This window comes from Azospirillum sp. VT-I1, from assembly GCF_055698305.1.
In genome coordinates this window covers 1,818,114-1,833,141 of sequence record NZ_CP168800.1, presented here as the reverse complement: position 1 = coordinate 1,833,141, position 15,028 = coordinate 1,818,114, and the positions used below count along the sequence as shown (strand labels likewise).

Here is a 15,028-nt window from a genome sequence, read left to right as displayed (position 1 = left end):
AAGATGAATATCCCGATATTCATCGCTTCTGATTCAACTCGTCACAAGCGTTACAAGTGAATAATGGTTCGACAGCAAACCATCTTCTGAAGTTAACCTTTCATTAACAAGCAACGGCGTGCAAAGCTGCTTCCAATCAATTCGCGGTTGCTGTGTTTATTCATGGAACTGCGAATCAATTAGTGAAAACCCAAAGGGAATATGCTATCTCCTTTGCGCTATGGGGGATGACCGCAAGGGGTCGGGTCGGCGACGTTTCCATCGTCGCCACCACAGCATGCGGTTCCATGCAATGCTGGTCACACAGGTGTGAAAGGGAAGCGCGATGATGGACGAACGACGCGATGTGGCCCTGGCCATCAAGTCCTGCCTGGACAGCCTGATGAGCGACGCGACGCGTTGCGACCTGGACGATCTGGCGCGCTTCATCAGCCTCGCCGCCCTGGCCGCGGAAGAGGCGGCGGTCGCCCACGATCCGAAGGCCGTCCACCTGAAGGCGCTGATGGCCACCGGCGCCGGTCACTGCTGACCGTCCATCCCGGCTTTCCGGCCGGGACGGCCGCCGGTCCCTATAGTATCTCCGCGTTGCGGATGGCGTCGTCGATCCGGCCCAGCATTTCGGCGCAGGAATCGTCGCCATCCATCAGGGCGGGCAGCGCGAAGCTGAACATCGCGACCGCGGCCACCGCCCCCGCGACGGTTCCCGCCACGGTTCCTGCCGCCTCCGCGCGTTCCGCGCCAACCAGCCACAGATAGTGGGTCTCGGCCCGGCCGTCCTCTTCGGTTCGCATCATCGCCTGGGCGATCACCGCGCCGTCGGCCCGGCTTTCCACCGTCCGGTCGCCGGCCCGCGGATCCTGCGGCCTGACGAAGCGCAGGGCCATCTCCTGCAGGGTGCCGGCCACACCGCCGGACTCCGGCCGCGGCGCAACCCGGTCGGTCACCAGCCGCAGCACGCCGGCGGCCGGCGGCGGCGGCCGGAAGGTGCCGACAGGCTGGCCCTCATGCTCCTCCACATCCACCGCCCATCCCGGCGGCAGGCGGAAGCGCACCGTATCGGCCCAGCCGATGTCGGAGCCCGGTCCGTTCGTCAGATGTCCGTCCTGCGTGTGGGGGCCTTGCGTCATCGCTCCCTCCCGGAGATTCTCCGCACGCGCCGCAACGGCGCGCCGGGGCCGGCACCATAGGCGCCGCCGGGCGCGTCGCCAATGCCCTATCGGAACCCTCGGGCAAACCCTCAGGCCGTCATTCCGGGATCAGGAACTGCACGCCCAGCCAGCGCCAGCGTCCGTCGGCGGCCGGCAGGGTACAGTTGACGCGGGCGCGGCCCGGCGGAAAGGGATCCCTGATACGGACCTCCACCCGGTCCTCGGCGATGCGTTCCAGCGCGGTGCGGCCCTGCCCGGTGGCGAAGCAGGCCAGCTTGGAGCTGTCGCCCACCCCGTCGGCGATGGTGAAGCCCAGCGGCGGCGGGTTGACGGTGACCAGCGGGTCGTCGGGCGTCAGGTCCGACACCGGCAGCGGCAGGGCGTTGGCGGCCAGCTCGAACCGGTCGGCGCTGCCGTAGGTCTCGTTCATGACGAAGCGCGGCAGGCTCCAGGGATCGGCCTGGGGGTGCAACACGCCCGACTGCTGCCCGAAGGCGGCGGTGAAGCCCTGGTCGATCACCAGCTGCCGCACCGCCAGCGAATATTCCCCCTGCGGGTATGAGAAGACCGTCGGGCGCCGTCCCAGCTCCGCCTGGAACCGGTCGGACATCCGGCGCAGGTCGGCGGCCAGCTGCTCCGGGCTGCGCGCCAGCATCGACTGGGTGGAGGTGCCGAGCGCGCCGATGGTGACGCCGGCCGCCGCCAGCTGCCGGATCTCGGCCCAGGTCATGTGGGTGGGGGAGCCGCGGTCCACCGGGTCGGTCGCGACGAACAGCGTGAAGGGCAGGTTGGCCGCCTTCAGCCGCGGCCACGCCTCGGTGAAGGCGGAGCGGCTGGCCTCGTCGATGGTGATGGCGACCGTGCGGTCGGGCAGCGGCTTGCCGGTGCGCAGGGCATCCAGGATCCGGGGCAGCGGCAGGACGCGGTATTCGCCGTCCGTCAGCTCGTCCAGATGGGCTTCGAACTGATCGATGCGGATGCTGATCGACGGGTTCTGGTCCTCGCCGAAGCGGTCATAGGCGAAGACGACCGCGCTGGCGCCCGGCGCGGCGGCCGAGTCGGCCATGGCCGGCCGCGACGCCGGCACGAGCGCGGTCCAGGCGGACAGCGCGGCGGCGGCGAAAACCCTGACGGCACGACGGAACGGCATGGCGCCCTGCGGAATAGGCTGGCCGGGGCGACCTCCGCCCCGACGCAAAGGATGTGCCACACTCCCCGCCATGGGAACAAGCGCGGACCGCCACTTTCCCGCTGAGGGCAGCGATGCGGTGCGCGCGTGCAACAATGGAACGCGTGATCCGTAGCACACGCGCCGATACGTCCCGATACGGGCGGCGCTTTCCGCCGCCTTTCCCTTACATCAGCCGCCCGCCGGCGGCGGCATCGGTCAGCAGGGGATAGCGCCCGGCGTCCGGCAGCTGGTAGTGCCACCATTCCGACGGGTAGTGCTCCCAGCCCGCGGCGACCATCACCCCCAGCAGCATGGCGCGGTTGCGCTGCTGCTCGGCCGTCAGGTCGCTGCGGCCGTGATGCGACCGCTCGGTCATCGCGTCGAAGCCGGTGCCCATGTCCAGCGGCACGCCGGCGGCATCGGCCAGCGTCAGATCGATCGCCACGCCGCGGGTGTGGTTGGAGCCCAGCCGCGGGTCGGCGATGTAGGTCGGATCGGAAAAGGCGTGCCAAAGCCGCCATTGCGCCTCCGCCGGGCGGAAGGCATCGTACACCCGCAACCGGCAGCCGATGCCGCGCGCCAGCCGGATGGCCTCGGTCAGCCGACGGGCCGCGTCGGGGTGCAGCAGGCACACCGCCGACCGGTAGATCGGCGCGCCCGACAGGTTGTCGGCGGTGGCGTAGAGAAGCTCCAGGTCGATGTCGAAGGCCGGGGGCGCGATTTCGGTCAGCATGGAAAGGGCAATCGTCGGCGTATTGGGAGGGGGCACGACCTCTAGCATGGCCCCGGCGGCGCCTGCCATGGTCGCGGGTCTGCCATGCCCGAGCCGGCCGCCGGTGCGGGATTGTGTCCGGCGGGCAATCCATGGTGAAGGCAGGCTCGTATGAAGACGGGCCGGCGCGGCGGGGAAACCCGGTGCGGCGGCCGCAAGGAAGGTGGGGCGATGAAGGTTCTGGGTCTGGATACGGCGACGTCCGGCTGTTCGGCCGCGCTGTGGGAGGGGACGGCCGGCCTGACGGGCGGCGCCCGCGTCACCGTGCGGCGCAGCGCCCCGATGGCGCGCGGGCAGGCCGAGGTGCTGGTGCCGCTGGCGCAGGAGGTTCTGGCGGAGGCCGGCGCCGGGTTCGGCGACCTCGACCGCATCGCCGTCACCGTCGGGCCGGGGGCCTTCACCGGGCTGCGCATCGCGCTGGCCGCGGCGCGGGGCATCGCCGTCGCGCGGGACCTTCCGGTGGTCGGCATCACCAGCTTCGACGCCATCGCCCATGGCGTGCCGGAGGCCGAGCGTGCCGGGCGTCTCCTGCTGGTCGCCGTCGACAGCCGGCGGGCCGAGCCCTTCCTGCAGCTCTACGACGCCGCGCTGGCGCCGCTGGGGGAACCGGCGATGCCCGACCCGGCGGCGATCCCCGGCTGGCTCGACGCGCTGTGCCCGCCGGGGCCGCTGCTGCTGGCCGGCGACGCGGCGGCGGCGCTGGTCCCGCTGCTGGCCGGGCGGGCCGGGCTGGAGGTGACGGCGGGCGACGGGCTGCCCGACGCGGCGGTGGTGGCGGCGCTGGGAGCCGCCCGTCCGACCGGCCTGCCGGCCGAGCCCTTCTATCTCCGTCCGCCCGACGTGACCCTGCCGAAGGCGGCCGGCGGCAAGGCCCTTCCCAAGGCAGATCCGAAGGACGCAGCGGGGCGCGCCCCGTGACCGCGCCCGCCGTCAGGCTTCATCCGGCCGGCCCGCTGGAGCCCGGGGTGGTCGCCGCCCTGCAGCAGGCCTGCTTCCCGGACGATCCGTGGGACGAGGCGTCGGTCGCCACCTTGACCACCCCACCCGCCGGTTTCGCCGTCATCGCGCTCGACGCGCTCGACCAGCCGGTCGGTTTCGTCATGGCCCGCGTCGCGGCGGAGGATGCGGAGATCCTGGCCATCGGCGTGCTGCCGCAGGCCCGGCGGGGCGGGGTCGGCCGCCTGCTGGTCGAAGCCGCGGTTGCAGGGGCCCGTGACCTGGGAGCGACTGCGCTGTTTCTTGAAGTCGCCGAAGACAACCAAGCGGCATGGACTCTATACAAGGCCTGCGGCTTCTTTTCCGTCGGACGGCGCCCCGGATACTACAAACGACCTGATGGCCGGGTCGCGGCGCTTGTCCTGCGCCGCAATCTCGACGGGGCATAGGGGTTAATTTTTCCGCACGATCAGGCGGTGGACTCCGTCCGGCTCATCCAATCGTTCGGGGTGGACAGACAGAATGCTGTGACCCAACTCCATCAAGGATCGTGGAACGTTTTCCAAGGGTTCGCCTGCATTCAGCCGGACTTCGAGGGTCTGCCCCGCGTCCATCCGTTCCACCATCAACTTGGTCTTGACGAAGGTTAACGGACAAACCTGCGAGGTGATGTCGAGAAACAAGTCTGTGGAGCTTTTTTCGGTCACCGATTCCTCTTTGTTCCAAAGGATGGATATTGCACGCCGCAGAAAACCTCTTTATATGGTGAGGTACGAATGCCGCGGAGCAAGCTTACATGAGCAACGGGTCCCCTTCCAACGCGCTGTTGTCTCTGACCACGGAGATCGTGGCGGCGCATGTCTCCAACAATACAGTCGCACTGACCGATCTTCCGACCCTGATCGAGCAGGTCTACAAGTCGCTGGCCAATGTCGGCACCGAACCGGTGGTGGCGGAGGAGCGGCCGCAGCCCGCAGTGCCGATCAAGAAGTCGGTCACGCCGGACTATATTGTGTGCCTGGAAGACGGCAAAAAGCTGAAGATGCTGAAGCGCCATCTGAAGACGGCGTACAATATGACCCCAGAAGAATACCGTGATCGCTGGGGCCTGCCGGCCGACTATCCGATGGTCGCGCCGAACTACGCACGCCAGCGCAGCTCGCTGGCCAAGCAGATCGGCCTCGGCACCCGCGCCCGTCGCGGCGCCTGAGGGTAGGGATTTCCGCAGGGCGGGCGGATGCCGATTGCGGCGCCCCCGCTCCGGCCCATCCTCCTCCCTTACCCTCTTCCCGCCAGGCTGCCGCCCCTCCCCCTCCCCCTTGCCCATGCCCCGACGCCGTCGCCTGCGCGACCGCGGACGCCGGTTCTGCCCGGCCCGCGGCGCCATACGATGTCGGTTGACCGGGAACCGGCTGATCGTGTTATGCCTTGCGCTGCGTGCGACGCTGTTCGTCCCGACGTGGCCGCTCCGGCCCCGGCGGGGACGGCCGCGCGGCGCATCGTCCCGAACCACCGCAGCGGACCGTCGACATGGCTGATGCAAGCTTGGACCAGCCGGACATGACCCGGACCAGCCCGGACGCGGCCGGCTCCGATGCAGCCGTCTCAGGCAGGCTCATGGACGGCATCCGCCTGGGCACGCTGGAGGTGCGGCTGGCCCGGTCGGCGGATGAGATCGACTGGGCGCAGGCCCTGCGCTACCGCGTCTTCTATGAAGAGATGGCGGCGATCCCCTCCCCCGCGATGCAGGCCCAGGGCCGCGACTTCGACGATTACGACGATGTGGCCGATCATCTGCTGGTGATCGACCATGCGCGCGGCAACGGCCCGGACATGGTGGTCGGCACCTATCGCCTGATCCGCCGGCCGGCCGCCGAGAAGGTCGGGCGCTTCTATTCCAGCGACGAATACGACATTGGCCGGCTTGCCGACTATCCCGGCGAGGTGCTGGAGCTGGGGCGGTCCTGCGTCGACGCCGGCTATCGCACCCGCGGCAGCATGCAGCTGCTGTGGCAGGGCATCGCCGCCTATGTCTTCCAGTACGACATCGCCCTGATGTTCGGCTGCGCCAGCCTGCCCGGCACCGATCCCGATGCGCTGGCGGAGCCGCTGTCCTACCTGTACCACCATCATCTGGCGCCGCCGGAGCTGCGGGCGACGGCCCTGCCGGAACGCCATGTGTCGCTGGACCGCATGCCGAAGGACCACATCGATCCCCGGCGGGCCCTGAACATCCTGCCGCCGCTGATCAAGGGCTATCTGCGCCTGGGCGGATTCATCGGCGACGGTGCGGTCATCGACCATCAGTTCAACACCACCGACGTCTGCATCGTGGTGAAGACCGACCTGATCACCGACAAGTACTTCAAGCATTACGAACGTCGCAGCCGCGACGCCCAGGGCAGCTGAGGCGACCATGACTCCGACCGCGCGCGCCCTGGGATCCTCCGGCCGCGGGGCCCTGCGCCTGAGCCTGTACCTGCTGTGGACCCTGCTGCTGATCCCGCTCCAGGCGCTGGCCGTGGCGCGGGATTGGCGTCTGTGCCGCACCCTGCCGCGTTTCTATCACCGCGTCTGCACCCGTCTGATGGGGTTGGAGGTGGTGGTGCGCGGCGAACAGGCGGCCGGCGGGCCGGTGCTGTTCGTGTCCAACCACTCCTCCTACCTGGACATTTCGGTGCTGGGGTCGCTGATCCCCGGTTCCTTCGTCGCCAAGACGGAGGTCGGGACCTGGCCCTTCTTCGGCCTGCTCGCCCGGCTTCAGCGCACGGTGTTCGTGGAGCGCAAGGCCCGCACCTCGGTCGACAAGCAGCGTGACGACATCGGCGGCCGCCTGGATGCCGGCGACAGCCTGATCCTGTTCCCGGAAGGCACCTCCAGCGACGGCAACCGCACCCTGCCCTTCAAGACCGCCCTGTTCGCCGTCGCCGCCCGCCGCATTGACGGCCGTCCGCTGACGGTGCAGCCGGTCAGCGTCGCCGCCACCCGGCTTGACGGCATCCCGATGGGCGTCGCCTTCCGCCCCTTCTATGCGTGGTACGGCGACATGGATCTGGTGCCGCACCTGTGGCAGGCCTTCCGCCTCGGCGGCATGACCATTGAGGTGGAGTTCCACCCGCCGGTGACCATCGACGGCTTTTCCAGCCGCAAGGCCCTGGCCGACCATTGCCAGCGCGTGGTCGCCGACGGCGTCGCCCGCGCCATCTCCGGCCGTCCCGACGCCCCGGTCCGGGCCAAGGACACGGTTGCGCCGGCTGCCGTCTCCGCTCCGGTTTCCGCCACTCCGGCCGCCGCTTCGCCGATCAGCGATCCCGCGCACGGGAGTGCTTGATTCCGCTCTTGTATCCGCCGCGGCGGTCGCCTATAAACAGCGGGCGCGCGGGTGTAGCTCAATGGTAGAGCAGAAGCTTCCCAAGCTTACGACGAGGGTTCGATTCCCTTCACCCGCTCCAAACGCCGCATAGTCCGCGGCCTGCGCTTCTCCCTTTTGAAAATTCGATGCTGATGGTCGGGCGGTCCGTGCCGGTGGGCGCGGATGGGCGCTCTCTTTTGCGTTGGCGCTTCGCCGATGGGGCGGTTGCCGGGCCGGCTGCGATCCTTGAGGCTGACGGCACCGTCCGTCCGACCGAAGGGGAACGCCCATGCAGCCAATCGAACGAGCGCGCCGGCTCAGCCGGTCCCTGCAGGCGCGCTTCCGCATCGACCTGTTCTCCGCCCTGGTGGAGCGCGAGTTCGAGAGGCGGCTGGCGGACGCCATCCTGGAGGCTGAGCGCGACGCCTATCGCCGCGGCCGTGAAGAGGCCCTGGCCGGATCGGCCGCCGCCGCTCCGATGAGTGGCAGAGACGGGAATGCCGCGGTCAATCCATCTCCGCGGCGGGAAGAGGGGGGACGGACGGCCGCGAGGCCCATGACCATGTAAGGCCCGCCCGCTCGGCGCAGGCGTAATGCCAAGGGCGCTGGTCGCCATGACCGGCCCAATGCGGATCGCCCGTGCGGATCGGCCGCCCGCAGGCGCAGCACAGCGGACCGTTGCGCGCCGCCCGCCCGGAATGGGCGCCATGGGGGCGCGCGGCGCCGGTCTTGGCCGATTTCGGCTTCGGTTCCCATCCCAGCGAGGCGGGATGCCGTCCGTACAGCGCCATGGTCTTTCCCCTGATTTGCGATGATCCCCCGATCACGGCCCGGCCGCATGAATAGGCGTCGATAACAACGCGGTCCCGGCGGGGGAGAATGCCGCCGTCCTGTTGCATTGCCAACAACAAGGATGGACAGGTTCCAACCCGAAATCGTTGCCCCGCCGCGCGAGCAGGCGGCTCAAAACCTTCTGGTGACCGGCGTCCACGCAGAGAACACACAATAATCACTGCCGCAATCCGCAAGCTTCACATCATTGCATTCCCCAATTGTCGGGGGTCATGGAGCGGTCATCTTTTGGTCTGTTTCCGGTCACATCGCCGTTCATAACCAGTTAACCGTCGGAGACTAGCGTCCGCCGCCTTCGCTGCATTGCGGCATGTTCTTCGTGCGAAGGCGCTCCATGACGGCATTTCTACTGGATTATCTTCCCACCTTTACCGCCATTTCTCCCGTCGCGGCGACCGGCATTGCCGGACTGATGGCCGGCACCCTCTCGACCCTGCTCGGCGGACGGCGGTCGATCCTGCTGGCGCAGGCGGCTGCGTCCACGCTTTTCCTGCTGCATTTCCTGCTGCTGGGGGCGTGGACCGGCATGCTGATGTGCGCGTTGGGACTGGTCCAGATGGCCGTGCGCTGCCGGCGGCAGCCGGGGCGGCTGCTGGGTCTGGTCTATGCCTCGACCGTTCCGGGCGCGCTGGCGGTGGCGGCGCTGACCTGGCAGGGGCCGATGTCGGCGCTGTCGGCGACCGGCTTCCTGCTGGCGACGCTCGGCCGCTGGCAGAGCGCGGTCGGACGGATGCGGCTGTTCTTCGTCGGCGCGACACTGGTCGGCTCGGGGCACAATCTGCTGGCCGGGTCGATCTTCGGGCTGGTCTCGGACGCGATGGCGCTGACCGGACATGGCATCGCCCTGTGGCGGGCCGGGGCCTTCCGGCGGCTGCCCGGCCACCGGCCCGGGAGCCGTGCCGTTTCCGAGGCGGCGGCTTAAGGCCACCGGTGCAACCCGATTGCTCCCGGCGGGATACGGGAACATTCGGCACCACGGCAGGGTTGTGGCAACGAAGGGGATGTTTGGGAGGACCTGCCGTCATGGAAAAAGACCAGATCGTCGATACGCTCAATGACCTGATCCGCATCGTCGAGGACAGTCACGAAGGTTACCGGCAGGCCGCCGAGAGCGCCGAGGACGAGGATCTGAAGGCTCTCTTCAACGATCTGGCTGCCCAGCGCGGCGCCATCGTCCGCGAGATCCAGCGTCTGGTCGCCGAACAGGGCGGGGCGCCCGACATGGGCGGCACCATGCTGGGCGGTGCCCACCGCTTCTTCCTGGAACTGAAATCCGCCGTGATGGGCCATGACCGCGCCGCCATCATCGCGGAGGTCGAACGCGGCGAAACCGAATGCCTGCGCCGTTACGACGAAGCCATGGAGAAGGAGCTTCCCCTGCCCATCACCGCCGTCATCGCCCAGCATCTGGACCGCATCCGCGTCGACCGTGACCGCATGGCGGCCTTGCGCGGGGTGGTGGCATGATGGTGCGTCGCAGCATTGCGGGGGCGCCGGAGCGGGCGTAGGCTTTCCATCCGTGGTCCCGCCCGATGGCCGGACCAAACGCCCCGCCGATCATCCGGCTTTGGTGGCCGGATGTCGGCTCCACCTGGACATGGATTGATGAACAGCGACAAACAGAAAGCGGACCAGTCCGGCAACGATCTGGTCACCAAGGGCGCTTTCGCCCTCTACCACGCCGAGAATGCCCACCGCGTGGCCGAATTCAAGAAGTCCAAGAATGCCGAGGCGGCCATTGCCGCCGATTTCGACGCCTACCGCTCCCGCTATCTGCGGAAGTTCAAGGACGTCTTCGACAGCCTGTCCGAACAGGGGCTGACCGTCACCCGCGCGGTGTGACCCGGCCGGGCGCCGCCGCCGGCACCCGACCCGACATCCCGGTCCCCGCCGCCGCCGCCGCCGCACGACGCCGGTCCGCCGCGTCCAGCACCGCGAGGCGCCCGGCGGGATCGAGATCCCTCCAAAGCCTGATGTCGTCCAGCGTCCGGTAACAACCGACGCAGACCTCCCGTTCGTCCAGCGTGCAGAGCCGGATGCAGGGGGATGGCACCTGTTCGTCGCGAGGCGTTTGCGTCATGGCGCGACTGTGCCAAGGCTGCCGCGTTGCCGCAAGCGCTGCGCTGCGGGAGCCGCCTCTCTCCCGAATGGGATGGGAAAGCCGCAGGGCCGCCGCTATACTGCGCGGCATGGCCCGCATGCTGTTCCTCCGCGACATCGACGCCGACGTGCAACTGCGCTGCCGCGCCTGCGGGCATGGCGGCGTGCTTCCCCGTGCCATGCTGGAACGGCGCTTCGGCCCCAACTATCCGGTGCTGTCGATCGCGCCGCATTACCGCTGCTCGCGCTGCGACTCCCGCGACATCGAAAGCCGGCCGATCCTGGCGGCTCCCCCGGCCGCCTCCTTCGATGCCGCGAACGAGGAGCCGTCCTTCGACGCCCCGCTGGCGGCGCTGAACGGACTGCTCGCCTCGCTGCGCGGCGAAAGCCAGACGGCGCCGGCGCAGCCCCCGCTCCGCCCCCGCCTCCCCCTGCTCCGCCGCGCAGCAGGCCGCTGTCGGAACTTCCGCTGTCCGATCTGGTGGCCGACGGTCCGGGGGAGAACGGAACCGCTCCGCTGTGGGAGCCGGTCTCGCTGGCGGACATGGCGGCGCGGCTGGGTGCGATCAGACCGGACGACGACTCTGTCGATGACAGTGGTCCTGATGGCGGCGATCCGGTGGATGGCGATTGGGACGCCCCGCCACCGCCGGCCGGACCCGCCCGGAAGGAGACCGTCCGCGACAAGCTTCCTGCCGCCGATTCCGATCAGAGCGGGCCCGATCAGGACGGGGACGAGACGCTGGCGGCGATGCATCGCCTGCTGGCCCAGGCCCATTGGAGCGAGGACGACGAACCCGACGACCGTCCGCCGGCAGCCGCCCGCCGTTTCGAGCAGCCGGGGACGGAAGACGACATCGACGGGCGGGAGGACGAGGACGGGCCGCCGGTCTTCTCCCACAAGGTCCTGGTGCGCAAGGATTTCGAGGAGGATTGGGACGACCGCGACTCCGAACCCGACCGCTGGCGGATGGAGGGGGACGAGCGCGACACGGCGGACGGCGCCGATGAGGATGAGGAGCCGTCGGACGAGGAGATCCTGTCCTTCGCCATCCGCGATCCGGAAAAGCCGGCCGCCCGGCCGGCGGTGGAAGCGGTCAAGCCCGCGGCACCGGTTCCGGCCGACGAACCGCTCGACTTCGACCAGCACCGCGCCGAACGCCGCGCCCAGCGCCCGCCGCCCCCTCCGGAGGATGAGGAAGGCTTCGACCGCACCCTCGCCGCCCTGCGGTCGATGATCGAGGACGCGGCCAACGACCCGGACGAAGACGCCCCGCCCCCGTCCCTGCCGCGGAAGCCGCCCGCCGCTGCGGAAAAGGGCGTCGGCAAGGCGGACGGCGACAGGACATCCGCTGCGGCGATCGGCCGGGAGGACGATCCGTTCCCCGGATTCGACGCCGTGCCGGAACCGGAGCCGGAACCGCCGCCGGCCGGCCGCCGCTCCGCCCAGGAACGCGAGATTGAAGAGGCGATGAAGGCCCTGCGCGGCCTGATCGAGGAGGAGGTGGCGTCCGAGCCCCCGGCACCGGCTCCCGCTCCCGCCCCGCCGCCGAAACCGCGTGCCGGCAAGCCGCGCCCGCCGCCTCGCAGCGAGCCGCCCGCCCCTGCCGGGAAAGAGGCGGCGCCTGTGAAGCCGGTCGATCCGACGCCGCTCAGCAAGACCATCGCGGCGTTGCGCGGCATGCTGGAACTGGACGGCAAGCGCAAGCGCTGACGCCGCCCAACCGGCGAACGGTCACTTGCGCAGGCGTTTTTCCTGCATGATCTCGAGCTGCAGCTGCTGGATTTCGGTCAGCCGCTGCCATTGGCGCTGGATCAGGTAATCCATCTTCTCGTGCAGGTGCCGGATTTCCAGCTCTGCCTTCAGGTTGACGCGGTAGTCGTTCTCGGAGCGCAGCCGGTCCTTCGCCTCCTGCCGCTTCTGGCTCATCATGATGACCGGGGCCTGGATGGCGGCCAGGCAGGACAGCACCAGGTTCAGCAGGATGAAGGGATAGGGGTCGAAGGCCCGCGCATCGCCTTCCAGCATGTTGACGATCATCCACACGCCCAGGAAGAAGGCGAAGGAGATCAGGAAGGCCCAGCTGCCGCCGAAGCTGGCCAGACCGTCGGACAGCCGTTCTCCCAGCGTGCGGCGGTCGTCGTACTCCTCCTCCGGGTTCTCGGCCAGCGTCTCGTGGCGGGCGAGGCTTTCGGCGACCTCGCGGTCCAGTTCGCTGAGTTCGCCATGTTCGGCCTGCAGCAGCTCCGCCACATAGAGCGAGCGGTAGCGCGCCAGCTCCTGCCGGCTGATCTGCGAGTCCGGCTCCAGATGCGGGTGGTCCAGCCGGATTCGGTCGGCGAGGCTGGGGCGCAGGGCGTCCAGCGCGATCAGGTCGCGCTTGGGCCGGCGCTTGCCGCTGATGGCGCAGGGATGGCGCTTGGACGCCGACGGGCCGGTGTCCTCCTGGCCTACATCCTCCTGGCCGGCGCCGGGGGTCGGCCGTGCGGATTCGTCGCCGTCCTCCGGCGGAAGCTGATGGTCGGTCATGATGTCGCCCTCCCTCGAATGCGCGGACCGGGGTGGCCGACTTTATGCCCGAGGATTGCGACAAGCCTGTTAAATCGCTGCAAACCCGCAGGGCTTCGCAGGGAGTCGGCGGAGAGAAGAAAACGTTGCAACGGCTGGAGACTTGCGGCGGCGCGAGACCTCGTTGGCCGCCGCCTTGGCCGGTCCAAGATGACAGGCGGTTCATCCTTGTCGCCAGCCTAAGGAAAAGGGGCCGCCTCGCGGCAGCCCCTATCCTTACCTGCAGACGGTTCCGGCCGGTCAGCCGATGCGCCAGACGTCCGGGCTGTTCTCCAGCCGCTTCAGCAGGGCGATGCGCTGCTGCTCGATTTCCGTCGGAAGACGGTCGCCGAAGCGGTTGAACAGCTCCTCTTGGTCCTTCGCCTCGGCCTCGGCCTCCTTGCGGTCGATGTCCATGATCTTGGCGAACTTGTCGGCCGGGAAGTTCAGGCCCGACCAGTTCAGATCCTGGTAGCGCGGGGAGTAGCCGAAGGGCGATTCCGCCACGTCGGTGGCGCGGCCGCGGACGCGGTCGACGATCCACTTCAGCACGCGCATGTTGTCGCCGAAGCCCGGCCAGACGAACTTGCCGTTCTCGTCCTTGCGGAACCAGTTGACGCGGTAGATGCGCGGCAGGCTTTCCACCTTGCCTTCCATCGACAGCCAATGGTTCCAGTAATCGGCCATGTTGTAGCCGCAGAAGGGCAGCATGGCGAACGGGTCGCGGCGGATGGCGGCCTGGCCGACGGCGGCGGCGGTGGCTTCCGAACCCATGGTCGCCGCCCAATAGACGCCTTCGCGCCAGTTGTAGGCCTCGAACACCAGCGGGAAGGTCTTCGACAGGCGGCCGCCGAAGATGAAGGCGCTGATCGGAACGCCGGCCGGATCCTCCCAGGCCGGGTCGATCGACGGGCACTGCGCGGCCGGGGCGGTGAAGCGGCTGTTCGGGTGGGCGGCGACGCGGCCGCAGCCCGGGGTCCAGTCCTTGCCCTGCCAGTCGATCAGGTGGGCCGGCGGCTCCTCCGTCAGGCCTTCCCACCACACGTCGCCGTCGTCGGTCAGGGCGACGTTGGTGAAGATGACGTTGTGGTCCAGCGTCTTCAGCGCGTTCGGGTTCGACTTCACGCTGGTGCCGGGGGCGACGCCGAAGAAGCCGGCCTCCGGGTTGATGGCGCGCAGCGTGCCGTCGGGCTGCGGCTTGATCCAGGCGATGTCGTCACCGATGGTGCGGACCTTCCAGCCCTCGAACTCCTTCGGCGGGACCAGCATGGCGAAGTTGGTCTTGCCGCAGGCCGACGGGAAGGCGGCGCCGACATAGGTCTTCTCGCCGGTCGGGCTTTCCACGCCCAGGATCAGCATGTGCTCGGCCAGCCAGCCCTGCTCGCGGCCCATGGAGGACGCGATGCGCAGCGCGAAGCACTTCTTGCCCAGCAGCGCGTTGCCGCCATAGCCGGAGCCGTAGGAGACGATGCGGTGCTCTTCCGGGAAATGGACGATGTACTTGTTGTCGGCGTTGCAGGGCCAGGGAACGTCCTTCTGGCCCGGCTCCAGCGGCGCGCCGATGGAGTGCAGGCAGGGGACGAAATCGCCGTCGCCCAGGATGTCCAGCACCTTCTGGCCCATGCGGGTCATCAGGCGCATGTTGACGGCGACATAGGGGCTGTCGGAGATCTGCACGCCGATGTGCGAGATGTCGGAGCCCAGCGGCCCCATGCTGAACGGCACCACATACATGGTGCGGCCGCGCATGCAGCCCTCGAACAGGCCGTCCAGCTTGGCCTTCATCTCCTCCGGGTCCATCCAGTTGTTGGTCGGACCGGCTTCCTCGCGCGTCTTCGAGCAGATGTAGGTGCTGTCCTCGACACGGGCGACGTCGCCCGGATCGGAGCGGCAGAGGAAGGAGTTCTGGCGCTTGGCCTCGTTCAGGCGGATGAAGGTGCCGGCTTCCACCATCTCGTTGCAGAGACGGTCATACTCCTCCTGCGAGCCGTCGCACCAGTGAACGCGCTCCGGTTTGCATTTCAGCGCGATCTCCTCGACCCAGGCCAGGAGCTTCTTGTTCCGCGTCCGCATATTGCCAGTCATATCGTCCTCTCGAAGGCTGGGCCGGTACCGCCGCGCCGGGTATCCCCCATCGGGATCCCGCGGC

Annotated in this window: 18 protein-coding genes and 1 tRNA gene; 12 read left to right on the top strand and 7 right to left on the bottom strand. The window is 68.8% G+C overall.

Annotated elements, in window-relative coordinates:
• The first annotated feature begins 325 nt into the window (after positions 1–325).
• Entirely contained in the window at positions 326–529 is a 204-nt protein-coding gene (locus AB8P05_RS08865) for a hypothetical protein (protein WP_455172868.1), read from the top strand.
• Positions 530–569: 40 nt separating this feature from the next.
• Here the strand turns inward: AB8P05_RS08865 and AB8P05_RS08860 are convergent, their stop codons facing one another.
• From AB8P05_RS08860 to ddpX, 3 genes are all read right to left on the bottom strand, one after another.
• Positions 570–1,127 carry a hypothetical protein gene (locus tag AB8P05_RS08860; protein WP_455172867.1) on the bottom strand — a complete coding sequence of 186 codons (558 nt, stop codon included), beginning with the start codon at positions 1,125–1,127 and terminating at the stop codon, positions 570–572.
• Between the two features lie 118 nt (positions 1,128–1,245).
• Entirely contained in the window at positions 1,246–2,298 is a 1,053-nt protein-coding gene (locus AB8P05_RS08855; protein ID WP_472757680.1) for a polysaccharide deacetylase family protein, read from the bottom strand.
• A gap of 205 nt (positions 2,299–2,503) precedes the next feature.
• A complete protein-coding gene (gene ddpX / locus AB8P05_RS08850; RefSeq protein WP_472757679.1) occupies positions 2,504–3,052 on the bottom strand; it encodes a D-alanyl-D-alanine dipeptidase in 549 nt (182 codons plus the stop codon).
• A gap of 210 nt (positions 3,053–3,262) precedes the next feature.
• On the opposite strand from ddpX, the gene tsaB reads away from it, so the two are divergent.
• Together tsaB and AB8P05_RS08840 are read left to right on the top strand one after the other, a co-directional pair.
• Entirely contained in the window at positions 3,263–4,009 is a 747-nt protein-coding gene (gene tsaB, locus AB8P05_RS08845; RefSeq protein ID WP_472757678.1) for a tRNA (adenosine(37)-N6)-threonylcarbamoyltransferase complex dimerization subunit type 1 TsaB, read from the top strand.
• On the top strand, positions 4,006–4,476 hold the full coding sequence (locus AB8P05_RS08840; RefSeq protein ID WP_472757677.1) for a GNAT family N-acetyltransferase: 471 nt from the start codon (positions 4,006–4,008) through the stop codon (positions 4,474–4,476). The genes tsaB and AB8P05_RS08840 overlap by 4 nt, the downstream gene beginning before the upstream one ends.
• Positions 4,477–4,479: 3 nt before the next feature.
• On the opposite strand, the gene AB8P05_RS08835 is transcribed toward AB8P05_RS08840, so the two are convergent.
• A complete protein-coding gene (locus AB8P05_RS08835) occupies positions 4,480–4,734 on the bottom strand; it encodes a sulfurtransferase TusA family protein (protein ID WP_455172862.1) in 255 nt (84 codons plus the stop codon).
• A gap of 89 nt (positions 4,735–4,823) precedes the next feature.
• Here AB8P05_RS08835 and AB8P05_RS08830 point away from each other — a divergent pair, with 89 nt between their 5' ends.
• The 8 genes from AB8P05_RS08830 (at position 4,824) to AB8P05_RS08795 (ending at position 10,073) form a co-directional block, all read left to right on the top strand.
• A complete protein-coding gene (locus AB8P05_RS08830; protein ID WP_014249126.1) occupies positions 4,824–5,237 on the top strand; it encodes a Ros/MucR family transcriptional regulator in 414 nt (137 codons plus the stop codon).
• A 320-nt stretch (positions 5,238–5,557) separates the two neighbouring features.
• On the top strand, positions 5,558–6,436 hold the full coding sequence (locus tag AB8P05_RS08825) for a GNAT family N-acetyltransferase (protein WP_472757676.1): 879 nt from the start codon (positions 5,558–5,560) through the stop codon (positions 6,434–6,436).
• A 7-nt stretch (positions 6,437–6,443) separates the two neighbouring features.
• Positions 6,444–7,358 (top strand): lysophospholipid acyltransferase family protein, encoded by a 915-nt coding sequence (locus AB8P05_RS08820; RefSeq protein ID WP_472757675.1) that lies wholly within the window; start codon positions 6,444–6,446, stop codon positions 7,356–7,358.
• A gap of 47 nt (positions 7,359–7,405) precedes the next feature.
• Positions 7,406–7,479, top strand: a tRNA-Gly gene (locus AB8P05_RS08815).
• A 189-nt stretch (positions 7,480–7,668) separates the two neighbouring features.
• On the top strand, positions 7,669–7,947 hold the full coding sequence (locus tag AB8P05_RS08810; protein ID WP_455172859.1) for a hypothetical protein: 279 nt from the start codon (positions 7,669–7,671) through the stop codon (positions 7,945–7,947).
• Between the two features lie 618 nt (positions 7,948–8,565).
• Positions 8,566–9,153: a YgjV family protein gene (locus tag AB8P05_RS08805; protein WP_472757674.1), complete on the top strand. Its 588-nt coding sequence runs from the start codon at positions 8,566–8,568 to the stop codon at positions 9,151–9,153.
• Between the two features lie 101 nt (positions 9,154–9,254).
• The gene (locus tag AB8P05_RS08800; RefSeq protein ID WP_472757673.1) at positions 9,255–9,698 is read left to right on the top strand and encodes a ferritin-like domain-containing protein; all 444 of its coding nucleotides are present in this window, start codon (positions 9,255–9,257) and stop codon (positions 9,696–9,698) included.
• 138 nt (positions 9,699–9,836) lie between these two features.
• On the top strand, positions 9,837–10,073 hold the full coding sequence (locus AB8P05_RS08795; protein ID WP_149223793.1) for a hypothetical protein: 237 nt from the start codon (positions 9,837–9,839) through the stop codon (positions 10,071–10,073).
• Here AB8P05_RS08795 and AB8P05_RS08790 read toward each other — a convergent pair.
• Positions 10,057–10,311 (bottom strand): DUF1289 domain-containing protein, encoded by a 255-nt coding sequence (locus tag AB8P05_RS08790; protein WP_472757672.1) that lies wholly within the window; start codon positions 10,309–10,311, stop codon positions 10,057–10,059. The genes AB8P05_RS08795 and AB8P05_RS08790 overlap by 17 nt on opposite strands.
• Positions 10,312–10,812: 501 nt before the next feature.
• Between AB8P05_RS08790 and AB8P05_RS08785 the strand changes: the two genes are divergently transcribed.
• The gene (locus AB8P05_RS08785; protein ID WP_472757671.1) at positions 10,813–12,045 is read left to right on the top strand and encodes a hypothetical protein; all 1,233 of its coding nucleotides are present in this window, start codon (positions 10,813–10,815) and stop codon (positions 12,043–12,045) included.
• A 21-nt stretch (positions 12,046–12,066) separates the two neighbouring features.
• Here AB8P05_RS08785 and AB8P05_RS08780 read toward each other — a convergent pair whose 3' ends face one another.
• Positions 12,067–12,861, bottom strand: a complete 795-nt coding sequence (locus tag AB8P05_RS08780; RefSeq protein ID WP_472757670.1) for a DUF1003 domain-containing protein — start codon at positions 12,859–12,861, stop codon at positions 12,067–12,069.
• Between the two features lie 279 nt (positions 12,862–13,140).
• A complete protein-coding gene (locus AB8P05_RS08775) occupies positions 13,141–14,964 on the bottom strand; it encodes a phosphoenolpyruvate carboxykinase (GTP) (protein WP_472757669.1) in 1,824 nt (607 codons plus the stop codon).
• Positions 14,965–15,028: the final 64 nt, after the last annotated feature.